The 12243-nt window shown below is 42.8% G+C and carries 12 protein-coding genes; 6 read left to right on the top strand and 6 right to left on the bottom strand.

Annotated features, from left to right (window positions below):
- Positions 1-301 precede the first annotated feature (301 nt).
- Positions 302-4510, bottom strand: a complete 4209-nt coding sequence (locus tag RMY63_RS33815) for a filamentous hemagglutinin N-terminal domain-containing protein (RefSeq protein WP_322732892.1) — start codon at positions 4508-4510, stop codon at positions 302-304.
- Between the two features lie 634 nt (positions 4511-5144).
- Between RMY63_RS33815 and RMY63_RS33810 the strand changes: the two genes are divergently transcribed.
- From RMY63_RS33810 to RMY63_RS33785, 6 genes are all read left to right on the top strand, one after another.
- Positions 5145-5327, top strand: coding sequence for a hypothetical protein (locus RMY63_RS33810; protein WP_322732891.1), 183 nt, complete (start codon positions 5145-5147; stop codon positions 5325-5327).
- 145 nt (positions 5328-5472) lie between these two features.
- Positions 5473-6831 (top strand): pitrilysin family protein, encoded by a 1359-nt coding sequence (locus RMY63_RS33805; RefSeq protein ID WP_322732890.1) that lies wholly within the window; start codon positions 5473-5475, stop codon positions 6829-6831.
- Between the two features lie 216 nt (positions 6832-7047).
- Positions 7048-7911, top strand: a complete 864-nt coding sequence (locus tag RMY63_RS33800; RefSeq protein WP_322732889.1) for a fructosamine kinase family protein — start codon at positions 7048-7050, stop codon at positions 7909-7911.
- A gap of 20 nt (positions 7912-7931) precedes the next feature.
- Entirely contained in the window at positions 7932-8258 is a 327-nt protein-coding gene (locus RMY63_RS33795; RefSeq protein ID WP_322732888.1) for a DUF433 domain-containing protein, read from the top strand.
- A complete protein-coding gene (locus RMY63_RS33790) occupies positions 8251-8631 on the top strand; it encodes a DUF5615 family PIN-like protein (RefSeq protein ID WP_322732887.1) in 381 nt (126 codons plus the stop codon). Before RMY63_RS33795 ends, RMY63_RS33790 begins: the two co-directional genes overlap by 8 nt.
- A gap of 221 nt (positions 8632-8852) precedes the next feature.
- Positions 8853-9473, top strand: a complete 621-nt coding sequence (locus RMY63_RS33785) for a 2OG-Fe(II) oxygenase (protein WP_322732886.1) — start codon at positions 8853-8855, stop codon at positions 9471-9473.
- 28 nt (positions 9474-9501) lie between these two features.
- Here the strand turns inward: RMY63_RS33785 and RMY63_RS33780 are convergent, their stop codons facing one another.
- The 5 genes from RMY63_RS33780 to RMY63_RS33760 form a co-directional block, all read right to left on the bottom strand.
- Positions 9502-9783 carry a hypothetical protein gene (locus RMY63_RS33780; protein ID WP_322732885.1) on the bottom strand — a complete coding sequence of 94 codons (282 nt, stop codon included), beginning with the start codon at positions 9781-9783 and terminating at the stop codon, positions 9502-9504.
- Positions 9776-10009, bottom strand: a complete 234-nt coding sequence (locus RMY63_RS33775; RefSeq protein WP_322732884.1) for a hypothetical protein — start codon at positions 10007-10009, stop codon at positions 9776-9778. The genes RMY63_RS33780 and RMY63_RS33775 overlap by 8 nt, the downstream gene beginning before the upstream one ends.
- Positions 10010-10454: 445 nt before the next feature.
- The gene (locus RMY63_RS33770) at positions 10455-10580 is read right to left on the bottom strand and encodes a hypothetical protein (protein WP_322732894.1); all 126 of its coding nucleotides are present in this window, start codon (positions 10578-10580) and stop codon (positions 10455-10457) included.
- A 147-nt stretch (positions 10581-10727) separates the two neighbouring features.
- Complete coding sequence (locus tag RMY63_RS33765) at positions 10728-11267, bottom strand: Dps family protein (protein ID WP_322732883.1); 540 nt, start codon at positions 11265-11267, stop codon at positions 10728-10730.
- 251 nt (positions 11268-11518) lie between these two features.
- Positions 11519-11875: a hypothetical protein gene (locus tag RMY63_RS33760; RefSeq protein ID WP_322732882.1), complete on the bottom strand. Its 357-nt coding sequence runs from the start codon at positions 11873-11875 to the stop codon at positions 11519-11521.
- Positions 11876-12243: the final 368 nt, after the last annotated feature.

Genomic DNA, 12243 nt, shown 5'->3' with positions numbered 1-12243 from the left:
AAAGATTTGCCTGCACTACCTCCTGCCATTTTTTAGTTCCGTCGAACTCACGTTGGTTTAATTGACACTCCCCGACCGTCGCGGACGGGGATTCTGTAATCTACGTCGCAACTTGCCCTACTAGGATTTCTCCAAGTAGCGTAGAGGTTTCGACTTATACAGCGTTACTTCGGGGCTGCCCGTCCCTAGCTTGTTTACCAAAAAGGGGAAAAGGGGAAGGGGTAACAGTGCGATCGCATGATGGTGCATAGCATTTTGCAGAAAACTGCAAGCCAGATTGTCCCAATATGTGCATTTATATTCACGAACAACTTCGACTCAAAATTAATTGCCCATTGGGTAATCGATACAATCCTTGCGGTTCAATAATCGGGTCGCCTTTTTTCCAAGGACGATGAGATGTAATTTCGACACCTCTCACCTCGCCAGTTGTGTAGTTTGAAACCAAAACCCCAGGACGATTGGGAGTTATAGCACCAGAACCTGTAATGGTAAAGGAGTTTTCTTGTCGTTTGGTGCCGCGTGAAATGCAGCTATTGGCAATAAGTGCGTTGGTATCAATCGCATTTTGTGGTAATTCAGTGAGGCTGTTTTGAATAGAACTGTTATCGGGTGTATTGATATTTGTTACACCGGAAATCCCTAATTCTGAACTTGCAGTAATATCGCTTTTTTCGGTTGGTTTTGGCCGCGACTCAATACCGAAGATACCTTGCGAGTTGATTTGGATGTTTCCACCAGTTCCCGAAAAGGCGTTAGCGCTGATATTGCTGTTTTCGTTGGGAATTGCAACAATAAACTTCGAGTTGATATTGATGTTACCGCCATCGCCACCTGATTGCGCTGTCCCGGCGCTGGTGGAAATTTGAGCGCCACGACGGAGTAAGAGTAAGTCACTGTTAACGTTGATGTTACCAGCATTACCGGATGCAGATTCCGCGCTGAGTCCACTTTGGTTGTCTAAGGTAATTTTAGGTGAGTTGATTTCAATGTTACCCCCATTGCTAACTGTTCCTGCTTCCACCGTGGTGAAGATACCAGCGTTTGCAAGGTAAACAGCATTTTTTGCACTCACTCTCACATTCCCCGCATTTCCCTGTCCCAAAGTTGAGGCAGCAAGTACAGCGCCGTCTCGTAATGAGAAGTTGCCAGAATCGATGGTAATGTTACCCCCATTGCCAACTCCTCCTGTGTCCACACTGCTGAAAATTACACTCCCAGCAATATCAACAGCACCTGTTACTTTCACATTGACATTCCCCGCATTCCCCTGTCCATAAGTTGAGGCAACAAGTACAGCGCCGTCTCGTAATGAGAATGAACTAGAATCGATAGTAATGTTACCCCCATTGCCAACTCCTCCTGTTTCCACACTGCTGAAAATTACACTCCCAGCAATATCAACAGCACCTGTTACTTTCACATTGACATTCCCCGCATCCCCTCTTCCTGCTGGTCGGCTATTAAATGTACTACTAGTAAAGCTGCTGAGTGAAGCGCCATCAATGAGTGACAGGGTTGCAGCATTGATGTAGATATTGCCACCCTTGCCTACACCTCCTGCTTGTACGGTGCTGAGGATGTAAGCATCTGCAAGGGAAACAGCATCTTTTGTATTTACTGTCACATTCCCCGCATTCCCCACTCCTAAAGTTGAGGCAGCAAGGAATGCGCCATCAGTAAGTGACAGGGTTGCAGCATTGATGTCGATATTGCCACCCTTACCCACACCTCTAGCTCCCACCGCGCTGAGGATACCAGCGTTTGCAAGGGAAACAGCATCTTTTGCACTTACTGTCACATTCCCCGCATTTCCCTGTCCATAAGTTGAGGTAGAAAGTTGAGCGCGATCGCTTAAGGAGAATGAACCGGAGTCAATAGTAATATTACCCCCATTGCCAACAGTGCCTGTTCCCACAAAGCTGCCAATCCCACTTATAAAACCGTTTTTCTCTCCACTAATATTAACAGTGTCAGTAACATTAACATTGACATTCCCCGCATCCCCCCGTCCTGCTGACTGGGTATCAGATGCTTCATCGGTAAAGGTTAGCAATAGAGCGCCATCAATTAGTGATAGTGTTGCAGCATTGATATCAATGTTGCCGCCCTTACCTACACCTCCGGCTTGCACTGTACTGAAGATGTAAGCATTACCTGCAAGGTCAACACCATCAAGTGCCCGCACTGTCACATTCCCCGCATTTCCTTGTCCGTAAGTTGAGGCAGAAAGTAGAGCGCCGTCTTTTAACGAGAATGAACCGGAGTCAATAGTAATATTACCCCCATTGCCAACTGTTCCTGTGTCAACATAGCTGAAAATCCCACTGTAACTACCATTTTTCTCACCACTAATATTAACAGTGTCAGTAACATTAACATTGACATTTCCCGCATCCCCCCGTCCTGCTGGCTGGGTATCAGATGCTTCACGAGTAGCAGTTTGCAGTTGAGCGCCATCAATTAGTGATAGGGTTGCAGCATTGATGTTAATATTGCCGCCCTTACCTACACCTCCGGCTGACACTGTACTGGAGATGGAAGCCTTACCTGCAAGGTCAACAGCATCAAGTGCCCGCACTGTCACATTCCCCGCATTTCCTTGTCCGTAAGTTGAGGCAGAAAGTAGAGCGCCGTCTTTTAACGAGAATGAACCGGAGTCAATAGTAATATTACCCCCATTGCCAACAGTGCCTGTTCCCACAAAGCTGCCAATCCCACTTATAAAACCGTTTTTCTCTCCACTAATATTAACAGTGTCAGTAACATTAACATTGACATTCCCCGCATCCCCCCGTCCTGCTGGCTGGGTATCAGATGCTTCACGAGTAATGGTTAGCAATTGAGCGCCATCAACTAGTGATAGTGTTGCAGCATTGATATCTATGTTGCCTCCCTTACCTATACCTCCGGCTGACACTGTACTGAAGATGTCAGCGTTTACAAGGTCAACAGCATCAAGTGCCCGTACTGTCACATTCCCCGCATTTCCTTGTCCGTAAGTTGAGGCAGAAAGTAGAGCGCCGTCTTTTAACGAGAATGAACCGGAGTCAATAGTAATATTACCCCCATTGCCAACTGTTCCTGTGTCAACATAGCTGAAAATCCCACTGTAACTACCATTTTTCTCACCACTAATATTAACAGTGTCAGTAACATTAACATTGACATTCCCTGCATCTCCCCGTCCTGCTGGCTGGGTATCAGATACTTCACGAGTAGCAGTTCCCAGTTGAGCGCCATCAGTAAGTGACAAAGTTGCAGCATTGATATCGATGTTGCCTCCCTTACCTATACCTCCGGCTGACACTGTACTGGAGATGTCAGCGTTTACAAGGTCAACATTATTAAGTGCCCGGACTGTTACATTCCCCGCATTTCCTTGTCCATAAGTTGAGGCAGAAAGTTGAGCGCCGTCTTTTAACGAGAATGAACCGGAGTCAATAGTAATATTGCCCCCATTGCCTTTTGATCCCAAGCGCACTAAATTGTAAATTCCGCTCTCAGTACCTGCAATTTTGATTTCCCCGGTAGCATTTAGCGTAATATCCCCTGCAACAGTCTCAGGTGTCCCCAAACCTTCAGCGATACCAGCAGAAAGGACACTTTTGCCTAATATCTCTATATTTCGGGTATTGATAGCAATATCACCGCCACCAGCAGCTTTTACAGATATACGTGCTTGATTGGTAAGCGATACCTCAGCACGAGTCACATTAAGAGGAAATTTCAAGCTAAAATTATCTTCATTAAAAAGAAGATTGACATTTCCAGGTGCTGCTAATCCTCCTAACTCAACCCTTCCACCATAAGCATTTAATCGTCCCCCATCCATGCTGACATTACCGCCCACTAGCAGCAAACTTTTACCATCTCCTACTCGTAAACCTAATGCATTTAAACCTGCTGGGTCTATTCCTGCTGGTGCAACTGAGTTATTTTGAATCCCTGCACCTTGATTAATCTGATTAAAAAACAACGCCGAAGGATTTACCGTCAACAATGGTGGCGCTTGGGGGTTTGTCGCACTGAAAATCCCCTGATTACCAAACTGCACTCCATTGGCTGTTGTCCCGACAAAACTCCCCTGCACATCTAACAGCGCATTCTCCCCAAACAAAATCCCCGAAGGATTAATCAAAAACAAATTTGCTGCACCATCAACGCCCAAAGTCCCGAAAATATTCGATGCATTCCCACCTGTTACCCGCGTCAATATATTTTCTACTCCAGTTGGATTGGCAAAATACACTCGTTGCCCATCTTGGATATTAAACTCGCTGAAACTATGAAAAAGATTGCTTTTGCGTATTGCACCACCGTTAATTTTGTCGCCCAGTACGCCATTAATTAACACATTTGGATTGAGTTGAGAAGCTTCTGCACCAAGGCTGTTATCGGGCGTGATTTGTGCTGAGGCGGGCATTGCTTGGCTGAATGCAGTCGATATTAGGCATAAATAAAGAAGACTTTTAATACTGGCTTTTTGGGTATGATGTGCTTTATTCATAAGTAATTTTCCTTGATAAAATTAAAATAAAATCCCCGATATAGCTGATCTGAATATTCTTGCTCTGTTATAACAGGTCGAGGTGAAAGCATCATTCCAGAATATCAGTAAAAGAGTTTCTTCTGTACTTAGATAAATTGCAGAAAAATGCACACTTTTGAAAATTTCAGTTTTTAATGCTGATTTCTGGTAATTTAAACATTAAAAGCTAAATAACGCAATGTGCGATTTATTCTTAAAACCCCACTTCCATTCCTCTCCCCGAAAGGTCGAGAGGCTTTGATTCCTGCTCCCCTTCCCTTGTAGGGAAGGGGTTGGGGGTTAGGTTTGAAAGAAAGTCGCACACGGCGTTAAATAACTATTTTCTCTATATGTAAAAATATGAATATCAAAAATAAATACCTCAAAATATTACTCATTGCGCGTCGGTGGATGCAGATGTTTCTGGAAATCGGGAACCTCTGCAAGAGGCTAATCTATTTCTCTACTCAGCAACACCAAAAACCAAATCGGCATCACAGATTTATTCAAATATTATTTTTGACGACATTACTAATATGTCTTTTGTTTGGACAACTCGTATCTGCACAAACTCCAAATGTCACTGCACTAGTTGAAGAAGGAATTAAAGATTATGATGCCGAAATTTTTTTTTAATGCGATCAAACATTGGGAAGAGGCATTAAATCAGGATAAAAATAATCCAGAATTTACGGCGGTTGTGAATGAAAATTTGGCGCGTGCTTACCAACAAATAGGAGAAAATAAAGCAGCGATCGCATCCCTATGGCAGCCATTAATGACCATAGCACGGTAGAAAATATCCAGTAAGTGGGACGCATGAAGTCAGAACTTGCCCAAGTTTACAGCAATTTGGGACAACCTCGTAAAGCGATCGCAGTGCTTATTTTAGAGTCGCAGATAAGATAAAAGAGTAACATGCTCCTCACACACAAGTAGCAATGACCTCAACCGTGCGGAAATTTCCCCGTCTCAATGCTCCAACGCTGCACCAGTTGCCCAATGGTTTGACAATCATTGCCGAGCAAATGCCAGTTGAAGCCGTAAACCTTAACTTATGGATAAAAGTTGGCTCTGCTGTAGAATCTGATGCTATTAACGGCATGGCTCACTTTTTAGAACACATGATTTTTAAAGGAACAGAACGACTGGCTAGTGGCGAATTTGAACGTCGAATTGAAGAACGGGGTGCTCTCACCAACGCCGCTACTAGCCAAGACTATACTCATTACTATATAACTACTGCACCAAAAGATTTTGCCGAGCTTGCGCCACTACAAATAGATGTAGTATCGAATGCGAGTATTCCTGATGATGCCTTTGAATGCGAGCGATTGGTAGTTTTGGAAGAAATTAGGCGTTCAGAGGATAATCCCCAGCGGCGTACATATCGGCGGGCGATGGAGACAGCCTTTGATCGTCTACCCTATCGCCGTCCAGTATTGGGGCCAGAATCGGTGATTGCCGGACTTAAACCCCAGCAGATGCGAGATTTTCATACTAATTGGTATCAACCCCAGGCAATTACTGCCGTGGCTGTGGGCAATTTGCCTGTGGAAGAATTAATTGCAACTGTTGCGGAAGGATTTACAAAAGCCATTCCCCGTTACCCCTTATCCCCAGAGGGGACTCCACCTTCCCCATTACCCCTTATCCCCTTCAGGGGCCCCACCATCCCCAGTACAGACGCGATTAATCGCTTCTCTGTCCACTCCCCCCTGAATCCTGAGTCACCATTTACAGAAATTGTCCGTCGAGAATTTATCGATGAAAGTCTGCAACAAGCAAGGCTAGTGATGGTTTGGCGGGTTCCAGGAATGACCCAGTTAGATCGCACCTATGGATTGGATGTTTTAGCTGGAATTTTAGGACACGGACGGACATCAAGACTGGTGAGGGATTTACGGGAAGAACGGGGATTAGTTTCTTCAATTTCTGTGAGCAACATGAGCAACGAGCTACAAGGGATATTTTATATTTCAGCTAAATGTGCAGTGGAAAATTTACCAGTTGTAGAAGATGCGATCGCTCAACACATTGGCAAAATACAAACAGAGTTGGTAACAGAATCAGAAATAGCTCGTGTGCAGCGGCGAGTCGCTAATAGATTTATATTTGGTAACGAAACACCAAGCGATCGCTCTGGGTTGTATGGTTATTATCAATCTTTGCTAGGAGATTTGGAACCCGCCTTTAACTACCCAGCAATCATTCAGAGCCAAGATGCAACAGACTTGATGCAAGCAGCCAAAGAGTATCTATCTCCAGATGCTTATGGTGTAGTTTTCGTCAAGCCGTAAAAATGGGGCATTACAAAGTTAGGAGTTATGAGTTAGGAGTTAGGAGTTAGGAATTATGAGTAAAAAGCCATGATTGTGACTCCTCACTTTTCAACTCTAACTTTTATTCAACTCCTCACTCCTCACTCCTAACTCTTAACTTTTATTCAACTCCTCACTCCTAACTCCTAACTCTTAACTTTTATTCAACTCCTAACTCTTAACTTTTATTCAACAATGTGGACTCAAATCGACACCCATATTAGCCAGGTAACTGGCGAAAAATTTCAGAGTCAGCAACGGCGATCGGTTGGTGGCGGGTGCATCAACCAAGGTTATGCTGTCTCTAATGGTGAGATTACCTATTTTGTCAAGCTAAACCAAGCATCCCAAGTTGCGATGTTTGAAGCTGAGGCGTTGGGTTTAGAGGAAACGATCGCAACAACTAGTATTCGCGTTCCCAAACCAATTTGCTGGAGTACTGCTGATAATTCTAGCTACATCGTCCTGGAATGGTTGGAACTTGGTAGCGGTAACAGCAATTCATGGCAAGAAATGGGACGCAAGTTAGCAGCAATGCATAAAGCTAGCAATAGTCAAGGTTTTGGTTGGAAAATTAACAATACCATTGGTTCCACGCCTCAAATCAATACTTGGACAGCAGACTGGACAGAATTTTATATTAAACATCGTTTGGGTTATCAATTTCAGTTGGCAAGGCGACGAGGAGGTAATTTTCCCCAACAAGACAAGTTATTAACAGCTATCCCTGAACTATTGGCGAATCGTCAGGTGCAACCTTCTTTAGTACATGGCGATTTATGGGGCGGAAATGCTGGGTGTACTGCATCAGGGGAACCAGTGATATTTGATCCAGCAACTTATTTTGCAGATAGAGAAGTTGATATCGCCATGACAGAATTGTTTGGTGGTTTTCCCGCAGCGTTTTATAAGGGTTACAACGAGATATTTCCCTTAGATGTAGGCTATGAACGCAGAAAAACGCTCTATAACCTGTATCACATTTTGAATCACTTCAATTTATTTGGTGGCGGTTATAGTTCGCAAGCCAACCGGATGATTGACCAGATTTTGCGCTAAGTAGAGGATTGCAGAAACAAATGAACACACGATTGGTCGATTCACTGCTGCAAATCATCACCTCCCTCACTCTAGAAGAACGTCTTTTACTGCAAGAACGCCTCAACAGTATGGCAATTCAATTAACTCCAGGTGTTTGCGGTGGACAACCACGCATTCGTAACACCCGCATTCCTGTGTGGACACTAGTCGCTTTCCGCCAGCAAGGAGCAGATGATGCAGAATTGCTGCGTAATTATCCTACCCTCACCAAAGATGATTTAACGGCAGCATGGGCATACTATGCACAGCACGAGGAAGAATTAAATTGTGTGCTGGCGGCTATCAATGAGGACGATAATGCTTAAGCTTTACTCCAACGAGAACTTTCCAATGGATATGGTGCTAGAACTTTGCCAGTATGGTTATGATGTCCTCACCTCTCAAGAAGCCGGACAAGCTAATCTAGGAATCTCGGATGAAGATGTTCTCACCTTTGCAACCCAAAACCAGCGAGTCGTCATTACCCTCAACCGTGAAGACTTTATCGCCCTACACCGTACCGTTATTTTTCACCAAGGCATAATCATTTGTAAAACTGACAGAGACTACACAGGACAAACACATGCTCTCTACACCTATCTTCAACAAATAGAGGACATGAAAAATCGCCTTATTCGAGTTAAAAAGCAGAATCAGCCTAAATCTAGCCAACAAGTTTTCGTCATTCAAGAATATTAACTAAATAATTAACAGAGCAGGCAAAATACCCGCCCCACAAGAGTTAAGACTTGGTTTCGACATCATACAACTGGCAGAGGGTGAGGAGTTTTTGCTTCAGGCGATCGCGCACATTATTTCAGTTTAAAAGGATTTTACTATAGTCTTTAACCTTTTCTAGGGTCACAAATTAGGCTACAATTTTTAACCCCTGTTAGTTCTGTACGCTCCCCACATCTATCGTGAAATACTATCAACAACAAACCAACGCCTTCCCCAGCGATTACCTAAACAACTTGTGGGGAGAAATCCAAGCTTGTCCTTACTTTGCAATCAACAACCTCAACCGCGATTTTGTCGCCACTAAAGGATTTTCTGTAGTATTTCAGCGTTCTGGATTACCGAAAGTAGAACAGCAGTTTCCCTACTTCAAGCCTTACCTAGATTTAGCTCTCCAGCCGAATTGTAATGCTTTTTACCTCAATCCTTTACAACTCAAAGAAGGCTCCCGCGTCGATCCGCATATCGATCGCTCTTTACGTTCCTACTCCAAAACCATTGAACCGCCTACAGTTGTCAGTGTTCTCTATGTGCGCGTACCAGCAGATATGGAAGGAGGAGAACTGGTATTGCGATCGCACAAACGCCAACTTGGGCAAATTAAGCCCCAATTCAATACTTTAGTCTATTTTCAAGGTGATTTAACCCATTCGGTTAATGCTGTCAAAACCCCAGGAAATCGCTTAAGTTTAGTTTGTGAACAGTATAGTTTAAGTGAAACTGAACTCCAGGAAATTCCTGAGTTCACTGTAGAGTCTAGAAGCACTCAGTCTACAACCAAAAAAAGAAAGTATGCCTCATAGTTTAGTGTTGAATTTGCTACCTCAATCGTCAATTATTGTCAAATCTAGTCGAACAACCTAACACAAGTAATTTCTTCTGCTTAGGCTTCTTCTTATTTTTGAGATTAATCAAATAATTATCAACGTAGCGAAAAGCAGCTGCACCGTCGTAATCAGCAATAGCTATAGCTTGCAAGAAAACCTTTGAGGGAATTTCAAACCCTAAAAATTTTTCTGTTAAGATTAATAAATCTTCATCTGTGGCAGGAAAAGTAGTTTCTTCTGTTCCTTCTGAATCAGAAAATATATCATCAATTAATACTTTATACACTTTGTACCTCCCCAAAAGCATAAGATGCAAAGCCTGTAATGAAGTTTAGCTGCTGATCGCGAGTTTGTAAGTTAACAGGGAGTTCAGTACCAGGACAGCCGATTTCTCGTAAAATTTCCAAACAATAAACACCGAGTTGAGTGTATGGAGCTTGCTCCAATTCTTGAGCTACTTCTAAAGCCATCTTCAGATTGACTTGGATAACCGTCTTTACAGGGTTGGTCATAAATACGCCCTAATAAACTGGATGCTCTAAGTTTTGATCACAAGCACAAATAGCGTAACGGTGTTTTTGCGGAATTTATGAAGAGGGAAAATTAAAGTATCAGCGCATTTACAGTAATGTACCCAAAGTTATGCAAACTAGGCCCAGAGCTACGCAATTTCTATCTAAATGCGATCGCCTGTCTAAATACGTATTAATATATACATACTTTTTAATATTATTGCCAATATACTTACTTTTTGTGAGATAGACCGAAAAGCCCACCCCACAATATTGGATAATTTATTTGTTATAAATCTCTGATATCTAGTCTTGCAGAGTAGTTTAACAAGAGAGACAGGAGGCAGATAGATCGCTTTTAGCATCTCCCCTTCTCCCAAAGGGAGAGGCTAACGCCAAGGGTGAAGGCAGTTCTCGCAGCAAGAATACTGTCCTCAGCAAGGGTTTAAGTCAAGAACATTTTGAGCAGGAATTGAAATTCGCCACTGCGAGCGCTCGGAACTTCTGCCATCACGAAAAATTCGCCAGCTTGTAAGCGAGTTTGATAGATAGCCACTTTATCTTCTGGCATTCTGTTCAATTCCAAAATCCAAAACTGGCAGGGTGAATGAGTAGATGCAGGCAGATTAATTCTTTCACATCAATTGAGGGAAGAATCAGATCCTCCCTCAATTGATTTCATATCCAGCCATCCTTAACTCAGATGTCTGAGTATGAGTTATACACCTACGGGAGTCTTAGCCCCTGCTGCTGGCTGTCTACCATCTGCATCTATTGCTTCGCCTTCAATAAATGAACGGAGCATCCAAGCTATCTCTTCATGCTGTTCGAGTAGTCCAGTCAAAAAGTCGGCAGTTCCTTGATCGTGGAACTTTTCACCAGACTGATCTACATGGTCTCTCAAATTACGAATAACCTGCTCGTGATCGTCCACTAAATTAGCTACCATCTCTGTTGCAGTGGGCACATTACCAGCATGTTCCTTGAGGGTAGCAATCTTGAGAAATCCCTCCAAAGAGCCAACTGGATAACCGCCCAAAGCACGAACCCGCTCTGCCAAAGCATCAATATTTAGAGTCAGCTTTTGGTAGTGTTCTTCCCAAAGCTGGTGCAAAGAGCGGAACTGAGGGCCAACCACATCCCAGTGGTACTTTTTGGTTTTCACCAACAGTAAATAGGCATCTGCCAAATCTTGATTCAACAGATTAATTACACCTTGACGCTGTTCGTCTGTCAAACCAATGTTTATCGCACGCATTGTTTTCCATCCCTAAGCAAACTTATCTATTAATTTGCCAAATTTTCCACATAATCCGCATCAACCAAAGGAAGCATTCATGAGTTTAGATTAATTATCACATTGCATAGCTATACTTACACCTTAATACGGATGAACATATTTTTTTATTTAATTGTAAGTTGCGATCGTCATATTAAAAAGTAGCAATGGGTCACTGCTTTTACGCAATCACCCATTACTAGCAAAAAATTACCAAGGTATTAACTCTGTTACTTACCTGTAACTTTGTCCAAGAAACTCTTTGCTTTTTCTTCCACTGAGGTTGCACCCTGTGAATTTTCAGGACTCTTTTGCTTGTCAATATCAGCCGCTCCCTGAACTTCATTAAGTCCTTTGTTGGACTCCTTTTGAACCTCTTTCAATCCTTGTGGTGGTTCTTTAGCAGCTTCATCAGTTTTGCGCTGAATGTCAAGTAGTTGTGTAGTACCTTCGGTGGGATTACTTTGGTAGCTATCGATTGCAAAAGCAGGAAAAGCATTAGATAATAAGACTAGGGCACAAGTAAAAGCCACTACTAGAAAACGTACTGGACGTAAAACAGATAAAACAGAAGTAATCATCTTCATTGGAAATCCTCAATAACAGCTTTTACAACGCAGAACTTTTACTGAAAGAGCGAAGTATATACCTTTACTTAGCAATTTTAAGCAATAATAAAACTGGCAAGCTCCGCTTCAATTTAGAAGTTCTTGAAAAACGAACCTGACGAAGAAATCTATTTTGTCTTTCTGCATTGGGTTAGTAAGGGATAATAAGCAAATACCACCTTAACTCTTTGGCAAAATCAAATCATTAGATTTCATAATTGAAATTCTTCGTTTTCGGTTCCCTGTTTACACTTTTACTTTGAAAAAGCTAACGTCTGCATCAATCTCTAGAATGAAGTTGACTGCATCTTTAGTTGCAATAAAATCAGTCTCTAGGTATATCGACT

It is taken from the genome of Nostoc sp. ChiQUE01b (assembly GCF_034531255.1).
In the GTDB taxonomy this organism is placed as follows: Bacteria; Cyanobacteriota; Cyanobacteriia; order Cyanobacteriales; family Nostocaceae; genus Nostoc.
Note: the sequence above shows the minus strand (reverse complement) of the source record. Positions and strands in the feature narration are given on the sequence as shown.

Excerpts from the sequence above, each read along its gene's own strand:
- RMY63_RS33815 (WP_322732892.1), bottom strand. The coding sequence starts at position 4,510 with ATGAATAAAGCACATCATACCCAAAAAGCCAGTATTAAAAGTCTTCTT.
- RMY63_RS33810 (WP_322732891.1), top strand. The coding sequence starts at position 5,145 with ATGATGCCGAAATTTTTTTTTAATGCGATCAAACATTGGGAAGAGGCA.
- RMY63_RS33805 (WP_322732890.1), top strand. The coding sequence starts at position 5,473 with ATGACCTCAACCGTGCGGAAATTTCCCCGTCTCAATGCTCCAACGCTG.
- RMY63_RS33800 (WP_322732889.1), top strand. The coding sequence starts at position 7,048 with ATGTGGACTCAAATCGACACCCATATTAGCCAGGTAACTGGCGAAAAA.
- RMY63_RS33795 (WP_322732888.1), top strand. The coding sequence starts at position 7,932 with ATGAACACACGATTGGTCGATTCACTGCTGCAAATCATCACCTCCCTC.
- RMY63_RS33790 (WP_322732887.1), top strand. The coding sequence starts at position 8,251 with ATGCTTAAGCTTTACTCCAACGAGAACTTTCCAATGGATATGGTGCTA.
- RMY63_RS33775 (WP_322732884.1), bottom strand. The coding sequence starts at position 10,009 with ATGACCAACCCTGTAAAGACGGTTATCCAAGTCAATCTGAAGATGGCT.
- RMY63_RS33770 (WP_322732894.1), bottom strand. The coding sequence starts at position 10,580 with ATGCCAGAAGATAAAGTGGCTATCTATCAAACTCGCTTACAAGCTGGC.
- RMY63_RS33765 (WP_322732883.1), bottom strand. The coding sequence starts at position 11,267 with ATGCGTGCGATAAACATTGGTTTGACAGACGAACAGCGTCAAGGTGTA.
- RMY63_RS33760 (WP_322732882.1), bottom strand. The coding sequence starts at position 11,875 with ATGAAGATGATTACTTCTGTTTTATCTGTTTTACGTCCAGTACGTTTT.